Annotated in this window: 20 protein-coding genes; 13 read left to right on the top strand and 7 right to left on the bottom strand. The window is 51.5% G+C overall.

Annotated features, from left to right (window positions below; genetic code table 11):
* Positions 1-5: 5 nt before the first annotated feature.
* The 3 genes from ABVN36_RS08660 to tehA form a co-directional block, all read right to left on the bottom strand.
* The gene (locus tag ABVN36_RS08660; RefSeq protein WP_001259025.1) at positions 6-674 is read right to left on the bottom strand and encodes a DUF3313 domain-containing protein; all 669 of its coding nucleotides are present in this window, start codon (positions 672-674) and stop codon (positions 6-8) included.
* Positions 675-829: 155 nt separating this feature from the next.
* Positions 830-1426, bottom strand: coding sequence for a tellurite resistance methyltransferase TehB (gene tehB, locus ABVN36_RS08665; protein WP_000218277.1), 597 nt, complete (start codon positions 1424-1426; stop codon positions 830-832).
* On the bottom strand, positions 1413-2426 hold the full coding sequence (gene tehA / locus ABVN36_RS08670; RefSeq protein ID WP_001243996.1) for a dicarboxylate transporter/tellurite-resistance protein TehA: 1014 nt from the start codon (positions 2424-2426) through the stop codon (positions 1413-1415). Before tehA ends, tehB begins: the two co-directional genes overlap by 14 nt.
* A 106-nt stretch (positions 2427-2532) precedes the next feature.
* On the opposite strand from tehA, the gene ydcK reads away from it, so the two are divergent.
* Complete coding sequence (ydcK, locus tag ABVN36_RS08675) at positions 2533-3513, top strand: YdcK family protein (RefSeq protein WP_000170586.1); 981 nt, start codon at positions 2533-2535, stop codon at positions 3511-3513.
* On the opposite strand, the gene rimL is transcribed toward ydcK, so the two are convergent.
* Complete coding sequence (rimL, locus tag ABVN36_RS08680) at positions 3510-4049, bottom strand: 50S ribosomal protein L7/L12-serine acetyltransferase (RefSeq protein ID WP_000229295.1); 540 nt, start codon at positions 4047-4049, stop codon at positions 3510-3512. The two genes, ydcK and rimL, sit on opposite strands and share 4 nt — an antisense overlap.
* A 216-nt stretch (positions 4050-4265) precedes the next feature.
* Here rimL and ABVN36_RS08685 point away from each other — a divergent pair, with 216 nt between their 5' ends.
* The 8 genes from ABVN36_RS08685 (at position 4266) to aac(6') (ending at position 10263) form a co-directional block, all read left to right on the top strand.
* Positions 4266-5384 (top strand): M42 family metallopeptidase, encoded by a 1119-nt coding sequence (locus tag ABVN36_RS08685; protein ID WP_000144623.1) that lies wholly within the window; start codon positions 4266-4268, stop codon positions 5382-5384.
* The gene (gene sgcB / locus ABVN36_RS08690) at positions 5381-5662 is read left to right on the top strand and encodes a PTS sugar transporter subunit IIB SgcB (RefSeq protein WP_000976132.1); all 282 of its coding nucleotides are present in this window, start codon (positions 5381-5383) and stop codon (positions 5660-5662) included. The genes ABVN36_RS08685 and sgcB overlap by 4 nt, the downstream gene beginning before the upstream one ends.
* Positions 5663-5672: 10 nt before the next feature.
* Positions 5673-6986 carry a PTS sugar transporter subunit IIC SgcC gene (gene sgcC, locus ABVN36_RS08695; protein WP_000460835.1) on the top strand — a complete coding sequence of 438 codons (1314 nt, stop codon included), beginning with the start codon at positions 5673-5675 and terminating at the stop codon, positions 6984-6986.
* Positions 6987-6999: 13 nt separating this feature from the next.
* Positions 7000-7806 carry a BtpA family protein SgcQ gene (gene sgcQ / locus ABVN36_RS08700; protein WP_000118615.1) on the top strand — a complete coding sequence of 269 codons (807 nt, stop codon included), beginning with the start codon at positions 7000-7002 and terminating at the stop codon, positions 7804-7806.
* A gap of 131 nt (positions 7807-7937) precedes the next feature.
* The gene (sgcA, locus tag ABVN36_RS08705; protein ID WP_023137916.1) at positions 7938-8375 is read left to right on the top strand and encodes an SgcA family PTS sugar transporter subunit IIA; all 438 of its coding nucleotides are present in this window, start codon (positions 7938-7940) and stop codon (positions 8373-8375) included.
* Positions 8376-8386: 11 nt separating this feature from the next.
* Positions 8387-9019 carry a ribulose-phosphate 3 epimerase family protein gene (locus ABVN36_RS08710; protein ID WP_023137915.1) on the top strand — a complete coding sequence of 211 codons (633 nt, stop codon included), beginning with the start codon at positions 8387-8389 and terminating at the stop codon, positions 9017-9019.
* A gap of 15 nt (positions 9020-9034) precedes the next feature.
* Positions 9035-9826 carry a DeoR/GlpR family DNA-binding transcription regulator gene (locus tag ABVN36_RS08715; RefSeq protein ID WP_001670738.1) on the top strand — a complete coding sequence of 264 codons (792 nt, stop codon included), beginning with the start codon at positions 9035-9037 and terminating at the stop codon, positions 9824-9826.
* Positions 9826-10263, top strand: coding sequence for a cryptic aminoglycoside N-acetyltransferase AAC(6')-Iy/Iaa (gene aac(6') / locus ABVN36_RS08720; protein ID WP_020898785.1), 438 nt, complete (start codon positions 9826-9828; stop codon positions 10261-10263). Before ABVN36_RS08715 ends, aac(6') begins: the two co-directional genes overlap by 1 nt.
* Before the next feature lie 140 nt (positions 10264-10403).
* Here the strand turns inward: aac(6') and ABVN36_RS08725 are convergent, their stop codons facing one another.
* Positions 10404-11657 (bottom strand): D-galactonate dehydratase, encoded by a 1254-nt coding sequence (locus tag ABVN36_RS08725; RefSeq protein ID WP_000067285.1) that lies wholly within the window; start codon positions 11655-11657, stop codon positions 10404-10406.
* Between the two features lie 336 nt (positions 11658-11993).
* Between ABVN36_RS08725 and ABVN36_RS08730 the strand changes: the two genes are divergently transcribed.
* The 4 genes from ABVN36_RS08730 (at position 11994) to ABVN36_RS08745 (ending at position 16076) form a co-directional block, all read left to right on the top strand.
* Positions 11994-12761, top strand: a complete 768-nt coding sequence (locus tag ABVN36_RS08730) for an SDR family oxidoreductase (protein WP_023137914.1) — start codon at positions 11994-11996, stop codon at positions 12759-12761.
* Between the two features lie 83 nt (positions 12762-12844).
* Positions 12845-14206, top strand: coding sequence for an MFS transporter (locus ABVN36_RS08735; RefSeq protein WP_023137913.1), 1362 nt, complete (start codon positions 12845-12847; stop codon positions 14204-14206).
* The gene (idnD, locus tag ABVN36_RS08740) at positions 14175-15266 is read left to right on the top strand and encodes an L-idonate 5-dehydrogenase (protein WP_023137912.1); all 1092 of its coding nucleotides are present in this window, start codon (positions 14175-14177) and stop codon (positions 15264-15266) included. The genes ABVN36_RS08735 and idnD overlap by 32 nt, the downstream gene beginning before the upstream one ends.
* Before the next feature lie 90 nt (positions 15267-15356).
* Positions 15357-16076 (top strand): FadR/GntR family transcriptional regulator, encoded by a 720-nt coding sequence (locus ABVN36_RS08745; RefSeq protein WP_000023780.1) that lies wholly within the window; start codon positions 15357-15359, stop codon positions 16074-16076.
* Between the two features lie 177 nt (positions 16077-16253).
* Here the strand turns inward: ABVN36_RS08745 and ABVN36_RS08750 are convergent, their stop codons facing one another.
* The gene (locus ABVN36_RS08750) at positions 16254-16829 is read right to left on the bottom strand and encodes a YceI family protein (RefSeq protein ID WP_075321923.1); all 576 of its coding nucleotides are present in this window, start codon (positions 16827-16829) and stop codon (positions 16254-16256) included.
* Positions 16830-17024: 195 nt separating this feature from the next.
* Complete coding sequence (locus ABVN36_RS08755) at positions 17025-18680, bottom strand: glucan biosynthesis protein D (protein ID WP_001081947.1); 1656 nt, start codon at positions 18678-18680, stop codon at positions 17025-17027.
* Positions 18681-18709: the final 29 nt, after the last annotated feature.

Raw genomic sequence — 18709 nt, forward strand, 5'->3', positions numbered from 1 at the left:
CAGAATTATTTTTTGTTAACGTCAAACATAGAGGTATCCGTCGCCATATCATCCACGACCTGTTTCAACGTCTCAAACGCCATTGGCGTACTGGAATTGCTCAGGTCTTTACCTTCACCCTGACGTACTACCTTGACAACCGGCTTGTTGGTCGCGGCATCTATCAGCTCACCCTCAAAATAGAGGTGGGTATCCATGGTCCGGTGGCCCGTCGCCATTTGCGTGCCCGCCACAATCAGCGCTACAGGGATCACCTCATAGAATTGCAGCCCTTCTTTGCTGGTATCCACGCCCGTAATCGCCCCGCGGAAAATCAAACTGCGCGGCCCTGGCGTCGTGACCAGCGGTTTGCGCTGTTCAATCGCTGATTTTACTTTAGTGTTCGTATAAGCCAGCAGTTTATCAAGAACTTGCTGCCCGACCTGGGTCGTTGGTTTGGGGACGGGATAATATGTTATCGGATTGTAAACAATACTATCATAGTTAGAGTCATTGAAATGTGGATCTACCCAGCGCAACACCGGTTTTCCCGTGGCGGAGGTAGTTTCCTGCAGGTCCGAATAATTTTTTAAGAATCCAGAATACTTATCCGGCTGTGTGACTTTGGACGCACAGCCGGATAACGCCAGCAAGCCAGTAAGCACTGCAACTTTAAATAAAGTATGAGTACGCATGAAACGATCCCTTTAGTCTTCGCAATGATGCAAAGGAAATAATAGCAAAACGAAATCATTCTGGATGCACTAAAAATGGTAACGACAGCACAATTTGAACGCAGCGCCCGACAAAAAAATGCCGAACGCTGCGAGACTTACAGAACTTGCATCGCTCAGGCCGTTTTTCTCGCCAGCATCGTAGCAAAGCGCAGTTTGATACGGTTGCCGTTTTCGTCCGTGCGGTGAAGCTCGCCGACATCTTCGTTGTATTTCAGCATGTCCCATCCTTCGTAATAGCGGCGTAATTCGCCTTCTTTAAAAGCGAACGGGAATCCCACCGTACAGGGAAAGTCCGGCGTATCCATTGCCGCAACAATCAAATTATACCCGCCGGTTTTTGTGCAGCGTTGCATATTGGCAATTAAACCGGGAATGGTTTGCGCCTCAAGAAACATCATAACCACTGTCGAGAGAATAAAATCGTACTCGCCGTCAAAGGTCAGTGTATTCAGATCGACAATGTCGGTTTGCAGATTATCCAGCCCCTCTGCCGCTTTAATACGCTCAAGGTTAGCCATACTGGCCGGATTTTTATCCCACGCGGTAACGTCATAACCGTTCGCGGCCAGATACAGACTATTGCGGCCATTGCCGCATCCCAAATCCAGCGTTCGGCCCGGCGCGACAACCTTTGCCGCCGCCAGCACATCCGAATGCGTGCGGGTTAATCCGTATTTCTCAGTAAAGTAATTTTCGTCACGAACGGTCATTTTTTTCCTCCGTTTTCAACAGTGCAGCGCGCTCAGTGCGAATAAGCAACGTCCCCTGCACCAGCAATAGAAATGTACGAACCAGCAATAAGGCGATAATAGCGTTAGTGAAAATAAACAGCGGGACGGCCAGAATATGAAAAAGCCCTGATTCACTACCGTGACCAAGATGTAACCCCGTGGTCGCCAGCGCGGAAACGCCGAACGAAAAACTCCAGAAGGAAGCATTAAACGGTTGTGATAAATACCAGGGCATTAATCGCAGCATAAATAAAAGCTGTAACAGACCGTAGCCGAATAGCATTTTCGCCAGCGTGTCGCCCTCCCCGCCATTGACGCTCAGCCAGGCGCTACAGGCGACCAGAGCAGGCGCCAGTTGGATACCCAGCGACGTACGCAGCACTGCCGGTAATTCGCCGCAGCTACGCAGTCGCTGCAAAATAACCGGCTCCAGACTTAACCACGAAAAGACGCCTGCGCCTAAAAACACCAGTCCGGCATCATTGTAACCGAGCGCTCCACAGGCCATAGCGCTGATAAAATTATTCGCTACCGTGGGCAGATAAAGTCCTGGGGTTGTCGCTTCTTCCGGATGCGCTCCGCGCCAAAGTCCCGCCGTCTGCCAGGCGGCATACGCCAGTTGTATGACGACCCCCACGCTGAATAGCGCAACGGCCAACGGGCGATACCAGGGAACAAAACCGATCGCGACCAGCATCGTGGTGGCGGGAAACAGGCTGACAAAACTGCTCATTACCGGATGTCGCACTTCAGCCATCACGCTATGGGGAAAGCGCACCAGACGGCTAAGGAACGCCAGGGTCAAGAGTGCCCAAATAATCATCGCCAGGATCACCATGATGTCGCCGGGCCAGTGGCTTATTGCCCATATCTGGCTGGCATAACGCCAGGCGAATCCCATACCGATAGTGCCAAGGACGATGCCAAAATAGCCCGCAGGCAGATTGAGCACGCGATCGCTCTGCTTGTGATTACGCATTTTGTTTAATTTATAAAGTATATTTGAAATGCATTTTATGGAATTTCTGGTTGTTTCGCCAGTACCTTTGCTACGGTTATCTTAATCGTTCACACGGAATTTCCCTATGACCAAATATCGACTGAGTGAAGAACCTCGTGCTTTTACTTATCAGGTAGACGGTGAGAAGAAAAGCGTCTTATTACGACAAGTTATTGCCGTAACGGATTTTAACGATGTTAAAGCCGGAACCTCCGGCGGCTGGGTTGATGCCGATAATGTGCTGTCACAACAGGGGGATTGCTGGATTTATGATGAAAACGCGATGGCCTTTGCGGGCACGGAAATTACGGGGAACGCGCGTATCACGCAGCCGTGCACGCTCTACAATAACGTGCGAATAGGCGATAACGTCTGGATTGATCGCGCTGATATCAGCGATGGCGCGCGGATAAGTGACAACGTCACCATTCAGTCCTCTTCCGTGCGCGGAGAGTGTGCGATTTATGGCGATGCCCGCGTGTTAAACCAGTCAGAAATTCTCGCCGTTCAGGGACTAACGCATGAACATGCGCAGATTTTACAAATTTACGATCGCGCCACCGTGAACCATTCGCGGATTGTCCATCAGGTACAGCTTTATGGCGACGCCACTATCACTCACGCTTTTATTGAGCACCGGGCGGAGGTCTTTGATTTCGCGCTCATCGAAGGCAACAAAGACAATAATGTCTGGATCTGTGACTGCGCCAAAGTCTATGGCCATGCGCGGGTTATCGCCGGCACAGAGGAAGATGCTATCCCTACCCTTCGCTACAGCTCGCAGGTAGCGGAACATGCATTAATCGAAGGCAACTGTGTGTTAAAACATCATGTGCTGGTAGGCGGACATGCTGAGGTACGCGGAGGCCCGATTTTACTGGACGACCGCGTGCTGATTGAAGGCCAGGCCTGTATACAGGGCGAAATTCTGATTGAGCACCAGGTCGAGATTAGCGGACGGGCAGCGGTGATAGCCTTTGACGGCAATACTATTCACCTGCGCGGCCCAAAAGTGATCAATGGCGAGGATCGTATTACGCGTACCCCCTTAGTCGGTTCCCTTTAATCCGCATCAATAATGCGGGCATACATATTAACGTCGTGATAGTCGCCGTTAAGATACTCCGCCTGCTTCATACAGCCCTCCAGCGTAAAATGGTTGCGCCGTGCGACTGCGTTACTGGCCTGATTATCAACGCGGCATTTAATGACGAAGCGCCGAATATCGCCGCGCCGGGCATAATGTGTCATCAGCGCCTGTAATGATTGCGACATTATCCCTTGTCCCTGGAGGGACTCATCCAGCCAGTAACCGATATAGGCGGCTTTGTTTACCGGTTCGATGGCATTAAATGAGAGTACGCCCGCCATCTCATTCTGGCAGAAAATCAGGTACATTTTGGCGTAACCACGCTGGTGCAACAGTATATTACCCTGCACATGCTTACGCGTTTCCTCCTGCGACGTGACATATTGCGGCCAGTCGAGCGACTGTTGTAGCCACGCTTTGTTTTTGAGTACCAGTTGGTGCAGCGCCGGAACATGACTTTCATCTGCCGCTTGTAGTTCCAGCGTCGTGCTAACAGGAATAATTTCCACCATCGCGTTGCCCTTCTTCGTTGTTGGTCGTGATCACATAAATAGCCTGGTTTACCGATAACCCGCAGGTGATATGAGCGTTTTTATTGTATCGCCATCACATTATTTTTTATTGGCCATATTTAGCGTATTTCCGCGTGACACATTTCACACTTATCCAACCATTCTCCGCCTATAAAACGCTCAACGACTGATTGTTTTATCACCACGGAGACGCCAATGACCTTTTCTGTGCAGGAAACGCTTTTTTCTTTACTGCGGCTAAACGGGATTTCAGGACATGAAAGCAGTATTGCAAACGTTATGCAGCACGCGTTTGAACAGCAGGCCAAAGACGTCTGGCGGGATCGCCTGGGCAATGTCGTCGCCCGTTATGGCAGCGATAAATCCGACGCGCTTCGCCTGATGATTTTTGCGCATATGGATGAAGTGGGTTTTATGGTACGCAAGATCGAACCCTCCGGTTTTTTACGTTTTGAACGCGTGGGCGGCCCGGCGCAAATTACTATGCCCGGTTCGATTGTGACGCTTGCCGGACGTTCAGGCGATATCATGGGCTGTATCGGTATTAAAGCATATCACTTCGCGAAGGGTGACGAGCGCACCCAGCCTCCCGCTCTTGATAAACTCTGGATTGATATCGGCGCAAAAGATAAAGCGGATGCCGAACGAATGGGTATTCAGGTGGGGACGCCAGTAACCCTTTACAACCCGCCGCACTGTCTGGGCAACGACCTGGTATGCAGTAAGGCGCTGGATGACAGGCTGGGGTGTACGGCGCTACTGGGCGTCGCCGAGGCCCTCGCCTCCACACCGCTCGATATCGCGGTATTCCTGGTCGCGTCGGTGCAGGAAGAGTTCAATATTCGCGGCATTATTCCCGTTTTACGACGCGTGCGCCCCGACCTGGCGATTGGTATTGATATCACCCCATCCTGCGACACGCCTGACCTGCAGGATTACTCGGATGTGCGGGTCAACCACGGCGTCGGCATCACCTGTCTGAACTATCACGGACGCGGTACGTTGGCGGGACTGATTACGCCGCCGCGTTTGCTGCGGATGCTGGAGACCACCGCGCACGAAAATAATATTCCCGTACAGCGAGAAGTCGCGCCAGGCGTCATCACCGAAACCGGCTACATTCAGGTTGAACTGGACGGTATTCCCTGTGCCAGTCTTTCTATTCCCTGCCGCTATACCCACTCGCCAGCCGAAGTCGCCAGCCTGCGCGACCTGGCTGATTGTATCCGTTTACTGACTGCGCTGGCCAATATGTCGCCAGAACAGTTTCCCATTGAGCCTGAAACAGGCGCTACACAAGAGGCACGACCATGATGAAAAAGATCCTTGTGGCATGTGGTACCGGCATGTCGACATCAACCATGATTGCACAAAAACTGCAGGACTTTCTTGCGGAGCAAGGCATTGCGGCAACCACGGCGCAATGTTGTCTGAATGAGATCCCGTTGAACTGTAACGGTATGGATCTCATCGTAACGTCCATGCGTACGCACAGTGACTATGGCATCCCGACGCTCAACGGCGCCGCCCTGCTGACAGGCATCAACGACGACGCATTAAAACAAGAAATCAAGGCGCTGTTAACACAATAAAGGGGGCATTATGTTTGATTACATCCTGTCTCTCGGCGGCACCGTTTTTGTGCCCATCATTATGATTATCATCGGCTTAATCTTTCGTATTCCCTGGCTGCAGGCGGTGAAAGCCGGGGTGACGGTCGGCATCGGTTTTGTCGGCATGGGGTTAGTGATCGTCATGGCGATCGACAGTCTCAGTCCGCCGATTAAAGTGATGATTGAGCGTTTTGGCCTGACGCTGCATGTGTTTGACGTCGGCGCCGGGCCCGCATCCGGCGTCGGCTATGCGACGGCCATCGGCGCGATGATCATTCCCGTTATCTTTCTGCTCAACGTCGGTATGCTGGTGACTCGTCTGACCAAAACCATGAACGTTGATATTTATAACTACTGGCACTACGCCATTACCGGAACGGTCGTCCAGTTGATGACCGGCAGTCTGATTTATGGCGTACTGGGCGCGATTTGCCACGCCGCCTTGTCGTTGAAAATGGCCGACTGGACGGCGAAACGAGTACAGAACATTGTGGGTCTGGAAGGGATTTCTATTCCGCAAGGGTATGGCTCCAGTTCCGTGCCGTTGTTCGTATTACTGGATGCGATATATGAAAAAATACCGTTTATGAAAGGACGCAATATTGATGCTCAGGAGATCCAAAAACGGTATGGGATGGTCGGCGACCCGGTGATCATTGGCGTTGTTCTCGGGCTGATCTTCGGACTTGCCGCAGGCGAAGGCTTTAAAGGGTGCGCAACCTTAATGATTACCGTGGCGGCGATTATGGTGCTGTTTCCGCGCATGATTCGCCTTATCGTTGAGGGATTAATGCCCATTTCCGACGGCGCGCGTAAGTTCTTCCAGAAACACTTTAAAGGGCGCGAAGTCTTTATCGGTCTGGATACCGCAGTGACGTTAGGCCACCCGACCACCATCGCGGTTGGACTGCTGTTAATTCCCATCATGTTAATTCTGGCGAGCATACTGCCGGGCAATAAAGTCCTGCCGCTGGCTGATTTACCGGTTGCGCCGTTTTTTATCTGCATGGCCACGGTTATTCATCGCGGCGATCTGATTCGTACTCTGCTCAGCGGCATCATTGTCATGATTACCGTTTTGCTGATCGCCACCCAGTTCGCGCCGTACTTTACCGATATGGCGCTCAAAGGCGGCTTTAGCTTCGCCGCTGAAAACGCGCAAATTACTGCGCTGTCGGTGGGAAATATGTTTGGCTGGTCAATATCTGAATTGATGTCGCTGGGCATGATTGGCGTGGTTATTGTGGTCGGCATTGTCGCCAGCATCATACTTGTCTTACGTAAACGTGAACTACCGGAATAAGGAGCAACCCAGAATGAGTTGGCTAAAAGAGGTAATAGGAACAGAAAAAGCCGTTATCGCCATGTGCCATTTACGGGCGTTGCCGGGCGATCCCGGGTTCGATACCAGGAAAGGCATGAACTGGGTAATTGACCGCGCCCATGACGATTTAATGGCGCTACAAAATGGCGGCGTGGATGCGGTGATGTTCTCCAACGAATTTAGTCTGCCTTATTTAACGAAAGTCAGACCGGAAACGACCGCCGCGATGGCAAGAATCATCGGTCAATTAATGAGTGAAATCCGCGTACCGTTTGGGGTAAACGTGTTGTGGGACCCTGTGGCCTCGTTTGATTTGGCGATGGCGACCGACGCAAAATTTATTCGCGAAATTTTCACCGGCGCTTACGCCAGCGATTTTGGCGTCTGGGATACGAATGTCGGCGAAACCATTCGCCATCAGCATCGCATCGGCGCAGGCCACGTGAAAACGCTGTTTAACATCGTGCCGGAAGCGGCGGTGTATCTGGGAAACCGGGATGTCTGTTCAATTGCGAAATCGACCGTATTTAACAATAACCCCGATGCTCTGTGCGTCTCGGGGCTGACGGCGGGCGCCCGCACGGATAGCGCCATACTGAAGCGGGTAAAAGAGACCGTTCCCGACACGGTCGTGCTGGCGAATACCGGGGTGTGTCTGGAAAACGTCGAGGAGCAGCTCTGCATTGCCGACGGATGCGTAACGGCAACCACGTTTAAAAAAGACGGCGTCTTCGCCAACTTTGTCGACCAGGCGCGCGTGGCGAAGTTTATGGAGAAAGTACGCCATATCCGACAATAAAATGGGGATAAGCAAAACGCTTATCCCCTGCAGAGAGCGATAACTCTTCTGCCGATCTCCGTCGCCTTCGCCAAAAGACACGTCGGGGATCGGTTTCAGAGTAACCCGAACCGGCAAGGAGTCAACGATCGATGATTAATGATGTTAAGTGGATTCAGGCGCAACGCCATGCCAGCGACTGGCGACACGCGCTGGATATCGCCGTTCGTCCGCTGATTACCTTCGGCGCGGCGGCCCCCTGCTACCTGGACGGTATTATTGAGAACACCCTTAAATGGGGGCCATATTATCTTATCGCGCCGGGGATTGCGCTGCCCCATGCCAGACCAGAGCAAGGCGCTAACCATAATCAAATCAGCGTCACTACGTTAGCAACGCCGGTCGCTTTCGGCAATGCGGATTGCGATCCCATCTGGCTGTTGCTTTGCGCCAGCGCCACGGATGCCGAAGCACATATTCGCACCATTCAACGCATCAGCCAGTGGCTCGACTCGCCGAAAAGCGTCGCGATGCTGCAAGATGCGCCAAATGACGCCGCGCTTTTCGCGCAATTAACCGCATTGCGCTGATGGAGGTTTCGATGATCCTGCACCCTTCACTGGCCTCCGCCGATCCGCTGCGCTATGCCGAGGCGTTGACCGCTTTACACGATGCGCCTCTCGGCTCGCTGCATCTGGATATCGAAGATACCAGTTTCATCAACAATATTACCTTCGGTATGAAAACCATTCAGGCAGTCGCACAACACACTCGCCATCCGCTCTCATTTCACCTGATGGTCTCATCACCGCAACGCTGGTTACCCTGGCTTGCAGCTATCCGCCCCGGCTGGATTTTCATTCATGCCGAAAGCGTGCAAAACCCCCCGGAGATTCTGGCGGATATTCGCGCTATCGGGGCGAAAGCAGGACTGGCGCTTAACCCGGCAACGCCGCTATTGCCTTATCGTTATCTGGCATTGCAACTGGATGCGCTGATGATCATGACCAGCGAACCTGACGGGCGCGGGCAGCAATTTATCGCCACGATGTGTGAAAAAGTGAGCCAAAGCAGAGAGCATTTCCCTGCTGCGGAATGCTGGGCGGACGGCGGTATTACACTTCGCGCCGCACGGCTGCTTGCCGCCGCAGGCGCACAGCATCTGGTGATTGGCCGGGCGTTGTTCACGACGGCGAACTATAATGTGACGTTGTCACAATTCACCGCGCTATAAAGGAGTCATATGCTGATGAGCCAACAGCGCCCCGACCGTATCAAACAGATGTTGCATTACCTTTGGCAACACAGGCACCTCTCAACACAACAAGCTATTGAGCTTTTTGGCTATGCAGAGGCAACCGTGCGCCGGGATTTTCACTATATCGCCAGCCGTTATCCCGGTATGGTTCGCGGCCATGGTTGTATTGACTTCGACGACAGTACGGAAGATAAAGAATATGTTTTCGACGTTAAGCGAACGTTACAAAGCGAGGCGAAACGCGAAATCGCCGCCCTCGCCCGCACGTTCATCAAGGATGGAGACTGCTTTTTTCTCGACTCCGGCTCCACCTGTCTGGAACTGGCAAAATGTCTGGTCGACGCCAAAGTAAAAGTCATTTGCAATGACATCAAAATCGCTAATGAACTGGGTGGCTTCCCACACGTAGAGAGTTATATTATCGGCGGACTGATTCGCCCCGGTTACTTTTCGGTGGGCGAGAGTCTGGCGCTGGAGATGATTAACGCCTTTGCCGTTGAACGCGCCTTTATCTCCTGCGATGCGCTGTCGATTGAAACGGGCATCACCAACGCTACCATGTTTGAAGTGGGCGTTAAAACGCGCATTATTCAGCGCTCACGCGAGGTCATATTGATGGCCGATCACTCAAAGTTTGATACTGTAGAACCCCATGCGGTGGCGACGCTGTCCTGTATTACTACCATTCTTAGCGACAGTGCGCTCCCGTCTGCTATCGCCCGACGTTATCAGCAGGCGGGATGCCGTCTCATCATGTCAGACCCCTCATCAGGAGCGCGTTAATGGACATCAGGCAAATGAACAAAACCCATCTGGAGCACTGGCGCGGATTGCGAAAACAGCTCTGGCCCGGTCACCCGGATGACGCCCATCTGGCAGACGGCGAAGAAATCCTGCAAGCCGATCATTTGGCATCATTTGTTGCGATGGCAGACGGGGTGGCGATTGGCTTTGCGGATGCCTCAATCCGCCACGATTATGTCAATGGCTGTGACAGTTCGCCCGTGGCTTTTCTTGAAGGTATTTTTGTTCTCCCCTCGTTCCGTCAACGCGGCGTAGCGAAACAATTGATTGCAGCGGTGCAACGATGGGGAACGAATAAAGGGTGTCGGGAAATGGCCTCTGATACCACGCCGGAAAATACAATTTCCCAGAAAGTTCACCAGGCGTTAGGATTTGAGGAAACAGAGCGCGTCATTTTCTACCGAAAGCGTTGTTGAGGGAAATATTCAGGCTCCTTATAGAGAAGTGGTCACTGATTAAAAAGCAGCCTCAATATACAATAATTCCTGTTTCTAAAACGGAGTCCATCAGGACGTCGGGAATAAGACCCGGCAGATGCAAGCCGGGCCTTCATTGCTTACGGTCTTGAGGCCGTACCGTCTGGTGTGCGCGCCATTGTCCAGGATGGGATTCCCCCCTCGCACGGATATTTCGCCGCTTTGGCTTCATCAATGTCAATACCCAGACCCGGCTTATCGTTCAGATAGGCATAACCGTGGTCAATCTCAGGGCAGCCCGGGAAGACATCACGCAGCGCGTCGTTCATTGGCGTGTATTCCTGAATGCCAAAGTTCGGTGAACTCAAATCCAAATGCATATTGGCGCAAACCCCGACTGGAGAAATGTCGCCCGGCCCGTGCCATGCGGTGCGCACACCGTTCAGTTCGCTGTAGACAGCAAGTTTCTTTGCCGGCGTAATGCCGCCGATGGTACTCACGTGGCAGCGAATGTAGTCGATGAGCCTGTTGTCGATGAGCGGCTTCCACTCATTCACATTCACAAACAGCTCACCCATGGATATCGGAGTGGAAGACTGCTGGCGCAACATTTTCAGCCAGTCGATGTTTTCCGGTGCCACCGGATCCTCAAGATAAAATAGTTGATACTGTTCAAGCGTTTTGGCCAGATTAATGGCAGTCACCGGGGTCACGCGCTCATGTACATCATGAATAAATTCGATGCCAAAACCGAGCTTGTTACGCAGGTGGTCGAACAGACGCGGAACGCTTTTGGCGTAGGCATCCGGGTCAAAGTAGATGCCGGGCGTTTTGCTGCGCGGTGAACGTTTCGGCTGAATGTTCTTCGCACGAGCTAGCTGCGTGGCGATCAGTTTAAGGTCATCGGTCCCCGCACCGCCATACATTCCCATCTGGCAGCGAACGTACTGGTAACCCTCTTCCATTCTGGCTCGGATGTTATCTTCCACTTCAACTTCATCACCACCATCGGTGTGGCAGTACAGTGGGATCCCATCACGACATTTGCCGCCCAGCAGATCATAAACCGGCATCCCCGCTAGCTTACCTTTGATATCCCACAGTGCCATGTCCACGCCGGACAATGCATTGTTCATGATCGGGCCATTGCGCCAGTAGCCGCTCACCACGCCTGACTGCCAGATGTCCTCAATACGGGTCGGATCTTTGCCAACCAGAAAAGGCGCCATGTACTCATCGATCGCGCTTTTTACCGCGAAGATACGCTGGGTAAATGTCGCGCATCCTAGCCCATACAGCCCTGGCTCGTTGGTTTCTATCTTAACGACTGCCAAATCAATGCCGCCCGGCGCCGTCAGAATCGTTTTCACGTTGGTAATTTTCAGGTTACTCACTTTCACTCCTTAACTCAGCGAATTTACCGCATGTCAAACCGTTGTGGATGATACAACAGATATACGTAAGTTGTCCTACAACTTTACGCTGTTATATCACGCTTCTTTTACAGCGGATCGCTGCGAGTGCCATTCTGTGACAGCGATCAAACTGCGTTAAATTCAAATCAAATATATACATATAATTCAATTAATTAATATTAATTGCGCGATCGCCATGTGGAGCTGTTTGTGATCCTTGTTGCAAATTCATGGGTGAACTGTTGATTTTATCAGGGCGAAAATTCAACCTAAAAAGGATAGTCGTCATACAAATTAAACAAGTGAGGAAACAACATGACCGCTTTATTTGATTTAACTGGGAAAACGGCGCTGGTAACGGGTTCTGCACGAGGACTGGGCTTTGCCTACGCAGAGGGTCTTGCCGCTGCGGGTGCACGGGTTATCCTGAATGATATTCGCGCCACGCTGTTGGCCGAATCAGTGGATACGCTGACCAGAAAAGGCTACGACGCGCATGGCGTGGCTTTTGACGTCACCGATGAACTGGCGATTGAGGCAGCTTTTAGCAATCTTGATGCAGAAGGGATCCATGTTGATATCCTGATCAATAACGCCGGTATTCAGTACCGCAAACCAATGGTCGAGTTGGAGCTGGAAAACTGGCAGAAGGTGATCGACACTAACCTGACCAGCGCATTTTTAGTCTCCCGCTCGGCAGCAAAACGGATGATCGCCCGCAACAGCGGCGGCAAAATTATTAATATCGGCTCGCTCACCAGCCAGGCGGCCCGCCCGACTGTTGCCCCGTACACGGCAGCAAAAGGCGGCATCAAAATGCTCACCTGCTCGATGGCTGCTGAATGGGCGCAGTTTAATATCCAGACCAACGCCATTGGACCTGGCTACATTCTGACCGACATGAACACCGCGCTTATTGAAGACAAGCAGTTCGATAGCTGGGTGAAAAGCAGCACCCCTTCTCAACGTTGGGGTCGTCCGGAAGAGCTCATCGGCACCGCCATCTTCTTATCATCCAGAGCATCAGATTATATCAACGGGCAGATTATTTACGTCGATGGTGGCTGGCTCGCAGTTTTATAAGTCGCCCGCACTCTACCTACTCGCCTTTAAAATTGATGGCATGTGTTTACCCCGATGCATGCCGATATAACACAGGTATTATTATGAAGGCTTCAAGACAACGACTCTTTATTCTCACATTGCTGTTTATTGTGACTGCAATTAATTATATGGATCGCGCCAATCTTGCCGTTGCTGGTTCGAATATCCAGAATGATTTCAGTCTGACGCCAACACAACTGGGTTTGCTTTTCTCCATGTTTACCTGGGCCTACGCTGCCAGTCAAATTCCTGTCGGCTATGTTCTTGATCGCATTGGCTCACGTATTCTTTATGGTGGTGCGATTATTCTGTGGAGTATTTTTACCTTTATGATGGGGTTCGCCTCACACCATTTATTCGCGACGGCAACCGCTTCATTTGCAATGCTTCTGGCCTGCCGCGCATTAATTGGTGTTGCCGAAGCGCCATCCTTCCCGTCTAACACAAAAATAATCGCCACCTGGTTCCCGGACCATGAACGTGCCCGTGCGACCGCGATTTATTCCAGTGCACAATATATCGGTCTCGCGCTGCTGACGCCTGCCCTCGCCTTTATTGTGGCTAACTACGGTTGGGAAATGTCGTTTTATCTGTCCGGTGGCGCCGGTATTCTGTTTGGCATCTACTGGCTTATGTATTACCGCGATCCACAGCACAGCACTGCTGTGAACCAGGCCGAACTGGATTATATCAAAGCAGGCGGCGGCTATGGCTCGGAGAACCAATCCTCCGTGAGTGCAAAAATCAGCTGGCAAAATATTAAATTCTTCCTCAGCAAAAAAACGATTTGGGGTTTGTTCATCACCCAGTTTGCCTGCTCGTCTACGCTCTATTTTTTCCTGACCTGGTTTATTGTTTACCTGGAAAAAGGACTGCATCTCTCTATTTCCAAAGCCGGGATAGGCGCCATACTGCCCTATATTATGGCGATGCTTGGGGTGCTCTGTGGCGGTACGCTAAGCGACATGCTGCTGAAAAAAGGAAAATCCCGAACGCTGGCACGAAAATTACCCGTTATGGCTGGCCTGTGCGTCACCATGATTATTGGCCTGGTCAATTTCTTTGAAAACCAGCCGGTTATTGCGATTGTCATTCTGTCTGTTGCGTTCTTTGCCAACGCCTTTTCAAACCTGGGCTGGGTGGTCTGGAGCGATGTAATTCCCCGTAATTTTCTCGGCACTATGGGTGGCTTTTTAAATATTTGCGGCAACCTTTCAGGGATCGTTAGCCCAATTGTTATTGGGGTTATTCTCCAGCGCACGCAAAACTTCCAGTATGCCATGTGGTATATCGCAGGCGTCGCCGGACTGGGCTTATTAGCCTACATATTCCTGGTGGGCAAAATTGAAGTGATCCTGCCTGAAAAAAAGAATGCCGACACTGTGGATAAGAATGCCATTAACCCGGCAACTGCCAACAAATAATGAGGTCATTATCAAAATGGAAAAAATAACCTGTAACGCTTGTCTGGCCCATGCGGAAAAAGACGTACGCTTTGAATCACGTGAAATCGAGCACAGTGAACATGACGTCGTCGTGAAGGTCGCCTGCGGCGGCATCTGTGGCTCTGATATTCACTACTATCAGCATGGCCGCGCGGGGATGTCTGTCCTCAAGCATCCGATGGTGATTGGCCATGAGTTTGTTGGCGTGATCAGCAAAGTGCCAGCAGGCAGCGACCTGGAAGTGGGCCAGACGGTTGCGGTGAACCCGTCCAGCCCCTGCAATCAGTGCGAGATGTGCCTTTCCGGCCATCAAAATCTGTGCGGCTCCATGCGCTTTATGGGCAGCGCGCAGTTCAATCCGCATGTGAATGGCGGTTTTTCTGAATACGTGGTGGTAAAACCGGAGCAATGCATTCCTTATGACAGGCGCGTGCCCGCAAACGTAATGGCCTTTTCGGAACCGCTAGCGGTCGCCATTCATGCAGTAAAAAAGGCGGGCCAGTTGACCGGCAAACGCGTACTGGTGATTGGCGCAGGCCCCATTGGTTGTCTGATCCTCGCGGCGGCACGCAGTGCCGGAGCATCTGAACTGGTGGCATCCGATCTCAGCCCACGCTGTCTGGAACTGGCACGCCAGATGGGGACCACAGCGGTGATGGATCCGCGCGATGAAGAACAGGTTGCCCATTATCAGCAGCATAAAGGCTACTTTGATGTCGTGTTTGAGGCCTCCGGCGCGCCGATTGCCGTGGCATCCAGCGTCGACTTCACCCACCCTGCCGGCACTATCGTTCAGGTGGGGATGGGCGCCAGCCCGGTAAGCTGGCCGGTGTCAACGATGCTGGTTAAAGAACTCAACTGGGTCGGCTCATTCCGTTTTATCGGTGAGTTCATCACCGCGGTACGCTGGCTGGAAGATGGGCGTGTCGATCCTCGCCCGCTTATCAGCGCCGAGTTCCCGCCCCAGCAAATTGAAGACGCGCTGATTACCGCCACAGACAAAAATGTCTCTGCTAAGGTACTCATTCGTTTCGATTAACGGTGAAAAGCGCCCGGCCGGGCGCTTTGTTCTTAAAAGAGAATTGTTATATAATAAAGCACTTCGGCGACATCTTAACGGATACCCATCTTGAGCATAAAATCCATTCAAAAACAGAATGTTGTAAATGAAATTTATGATCAGATAAGCAGCAAACTGCTGGATGGCAGTTGGGCGCCGGGTAGCCGTTTGCCCTCAGAAGCGGAACTGACCACCTCATTTAACGTCAGCCGGGTCAGCGTTCGCAGCGCAGTACAGCGTTTTCGTGACCTGGGGATTGTAGTGACGCGTCAGGGCAGCGGCAGCTACGTGAGCGAAAACTTCACCCCGCAGATGTTGAGTAACGATCCCCGCCCAATCATGCACCTTAGCCGCGAAGAGTTTCACGATATGATGATTTTTCGTCAGACCGTGGAGTTCAAATGCGTGGAGCTCGCCGTCACACACGCCACCGATGATGACATTCGCCAGCTCGAGGAAGCATTGAACAACATGCTGATCCACAAAGGTGATTATAAAAAATACTCGGAAGCGGACTACGAGTTCCATCTGGCGATTGTCAGGGCATCGCACAACAGCGTGTTCTACAACGTGATGAGCTCGATTAAAGACATCTATTACTACTATCTTGAAGAGCTTAACCGTGCGCTGGGTATTACCCTTGAAAGTGTGGAAGCCCATATCAAGGTCTACATGTCGATAAAGAATCGCGATGCCAGCACGGCCGTCGAAGTGCTCAATGAAGCGATGTCAGGCAATATTATTGCGATCGAAAAAATCAAATCTACAGAGACATCAGGGACAAAATAACCGTTGGTTACAAGCTCAAGTAGTAGGACAATTTAACATATCTGAATCCGAAATAGTTGCCATCAACTATTTAGTGACATAGTCCCACTTTAAAATCGTGGCAGTGCGGCCTGAAATCAGCGAAGCTTCAAATAGCCAATCCCCCTTAACATACAATAATTTTCATCATCATTCCCTTTATTGCTTAACCGCTTCTGCCTGGATTTTTATATCGACAACTTTCGTCATCCCCATATCGACCAGATAATCTACACCCCACTGGGTGCGATCTATTTGCGTGACAAAATCACCACCGCAAACCTGCGCCTTGAATATCGGGCTCATATAACAGCCAAACTTGGTGGTGGTTAAGGTGACGGGCTTAGTTACTCCCTTCATTGTTAACAAACCGTCAATAGAAACTGGTTTATTATCGTCAAAATGCCATTTTGTCGATTTAAATACTATTTCTGGATATTTTTCCGCATCCAGAATATCGCTACTGCGAATATGGTTATCAAACGCATCCACCCCGGTATTTAAGGCGCTCACGGGAATCGTCACACGCATCTCTGCGACTTGCTTTTCCGGCTGATATTTCAGTTCGCCGCTAATAGCATAAAACCCTCCATGATTGGTTGAGGTCTGGAAATGATCGATATTAAATACCGCATTGGTATGCGTATTATCAAATTTATATACATCTGCATGAGCAGCACTTAATAAACCCAGAGACAGGACAGCACCAAGAAAACTCTTTTTCATTATATTCACTTTATATCTTAAATAAGGTGAAGCTATCTTAATGTCCTCTGTCCGCAGGATCGAGAGGGATAAACAGGAAGGACTGTTGCAAAAATAGAACGATGAAAAGGCCGTGTCACAAAAACAGCAGCTCACGAATGAGTTTATGCCAGGGCAATTTCCGCAACCTGTACCGCCTTTGTGGCGGTACAGAAGGCAAACTGACTAACGCATGATACGATCGTCGACATAACGGCGCTTATCCGGCGCGGGCGGGAAATACTGATACAGCCAGGTTTCGCTGATAGCCTCCCCCTGGCAGCGCAGGAACATACGCATATCCACCGGTGCCGTAGAATCCGAGGTCGGATACCAGTCAAACTGGATACGATAACCGTCGAAAGGCTCTACGTAGAGGATCTCAATCTGCTTCGCCTCGCCACTGGAAAGCGTAATCACCGGCTCAATGCCTTTTGGCGCGGCCGCTTTCAGATCGCCGCCGACAAAATCAATAGCAAAACGGCGCGCCCATTTATCCGGGTAATGTTCGCCCGGCGCCCAACCTTCGGGAAAGCCGCCCATCCCTGTACGGGTCGCCATGACCCGCGCAAGCGGAGATTGTACCGGCGGCTGCGCGCTCCAGTACAAACGATAATTAAACGCCAGCGTATCCCCGGCTTTGATCGCTTTTTCCGGCTGCCAGAAACAGACCACATTATCCAGAGTTTCGCCAGTGGTTGGGATCTCCATCAGGCTAACTGCACCTTTCCCCCACTTACTGCGCGGCTCCACCCACAGGCTCGGACGTTTGTTGTACCACCCCATCACATCCTGATAATGCGAGAAATCGCGATCGAGTTGCAGCAGGCCGAACCCTTTCGGGTTATCGTCCATATATGCATTGAACTGCAATTTCTGCGGATTATTCAGCGGGCGGCAAATCCACTCGCCGTTACCCCGCCACATCGCCAGCCGATCGGAATCGTGAATTTGTGGATGAATGGTGTCGCATACCCGGCGTTCATTATTCCCACAGCTAAACATACTGGTCATCGGCGCAATGCCAAGTTGCTTTATATCTTTACGGGCGTAGAGATGGTTTTCTACATCCATGATCACCTGCGATTTTTCGCAATGGATCACAAACTTATACGCGCCCGTCACGCTGGCGCTGTCCAGCAGAGCGTAAACGGTAAACGTAGTATCGCCCGGCTTCGCGGTGTCAAACCAGAATGCGGTGAAGTCAGGGAACTCTTCCTGACCGTCAGTATAGGTATCTATCGCCAGCCCGCGAGCCGACAGGCCATACTGATAAGTATCATCTACCGCCCGGAAATAACTGGCGCCCAGGAAGGAGACGACATCGCGCCGCGCCAGTTCCGGCGCTTTAAAGACACGGAAACCGGCGAAACCGAGATCGCTCTGCCCTTCCAGTTGCGTCGTGTCGACGCCGGCATCGTTGTATTTAAACAGTTCCGGGCGAAAATGAATCTCGCGAGCAAGATGCGTCGTCGTATCAACGGAAAACATGCGTACGCGACGACGAAAGCCCATCCCTACGTGGAAAAACTGAATATCGAGCTGCCGGTTGGCAACACCGTTCCAGAGTGAATGCGCCGCGTCATACTGAATGCTGTTATAGGCCTGCGGCGTCAGATTGGCGAGCGTATCCGGCAAGGGTCCCGGCGCGCCGCCCCAGGGCTTTTTCGCTAACGCCTGGGCCATTGATTGCAGACCAGCAAAATCAAAACGGACAATTTTACCATCCGCAATATCGGATTCCGCGGCAAACGCCGCCTGAGAAAAGAGTGAAGCAATACCGCTGGAACCGCACACGGCGGCCATTGCCATTGAACCTTTAATAAATCGTCTACGATTCATACCTGAAAATGAGTCCTTCTGGTCTTGTG

Source organism: Salmonella sp. SJTUF15581 (genome assembly GCF_043356775.1).
Classification (GTDB): domain Bacteria; phylum Pseudomonadota; class Gammaproteobacteria; order Enterobacterales; family Enterobacteriaceae; genus Salmonella; species Salmonella enterica.

Excerpts from the sequence above, each read along its gene's own strand:
- tehB (WP_000218277.1), bottom strand. The coding sequence starts at position 1,426 with ATGACCGTTCGTGACGAAAATTACTTTACTGAGAAATACGGATTAACC.
- ABVN36_RS08710 (WP_023137915.1), top strand. The coding sequence starts at position 8,387 with ATGATCCTGCACCCTTCACTGGCCTCCGCCGATCCGCTGCGCTATGCC.
- ABVN36_RS08735 (WP_023137913.1), top strand. The coding sequence starts at position 12,845 with ATGAAGGCTTCAAGACAACGACTCTTTATTCTCACATTGCTGTTTATT.
- ABVN36_RS08755 (WP_001081947.1), bottom strand. The coding sequence starts at position 18,680 with ATGAATCGTAGACGATTTATTAAAGGTTCAATGGCAATGGCCGCCGTG.
- idnD (WP_023137912.1), top strand. The coding sequence starts at position 14,175 with ATGCCATTAACCCGGCAACTGCCAACAAATAATGAGGTCATTATCAAA.
- sgcA (WP_023137916.1), top strand. The coding sequence starts at position 7,938 with ATGATTAATGATGTTAAGTGGATTCAGGCGCAACGCCATGCCAGCGAC.
- ABVN36_RS08730 (WP_023137914.1), top strand. The coding sequence starts at position 11,994 with ATGACCGCTTTATTTGATTTAACTGGGAAAACGGCGCTGGTAACGGGT.
- sgcQ (WP_000118615.1), top strand. The coding sequence starts at position 7,000 with ATGAGTTGGCTAAAAGAGGTAATAGGAACAGAAAAAGCCGTTATCGCC.
- sgcC (WP_000460835.1), top strand. The coding sequence starts at position 5,673 with ATGTTTGATTACATCCTGTCTCTCGGCGGCACCGTTTTTGTGCCCATC.
- ABVN36_RS08715 (WP_001670738.1), top strand. The coding sequence starts at position 9,035 with ATGAGCCAACAGCGCCCCGACCGTATCAAACAGATGTTGCATTACCTT.
- ydcK (WP_000170586.1), top strand. The coding sequence starts at position 2,533 with ATGACCAAATATCGACTGAGTGAAGAACCTCGTGCTTTTACTTATCAG.
- sgcB (WP_000976132.1), top strand. The coding sequence starts at position 5,381 with ATGATGAAAAAGATCCTTGTGGCATGTGGTACCGGCATGTCGACATCA.
- ABVN36_RS08685 (WP_000144623.1), top strand. The coding sequence starts at position 4,266 with ATGACCTTTTCTGTGCAGGAAACGCTTTTTTCTTTACTGCGGCTAAAC.
- rimL (WP_000229295.1), bottom strand. The coding sequence starts at position 4,049 with ATGGTGGAAATTATTCCTGTTAGCACGACGCTGGAACTACAAGCGGCA.
- ABVN36_RS08660 (WP_001259025.1), bottom strand. The coding sequence starts at position 674 with ATGCGTACTCATACTTTATTTAAAGTTGCAGTGCTTACTGGCTTGCTG.
- tehA (WP_001243996.1), bottom strand. The coding sequence starts at position 2,426 with ATGCGTAATCACAAGCAGAGCGATCGCGTGCTCAATCTGCCTGCGGGC.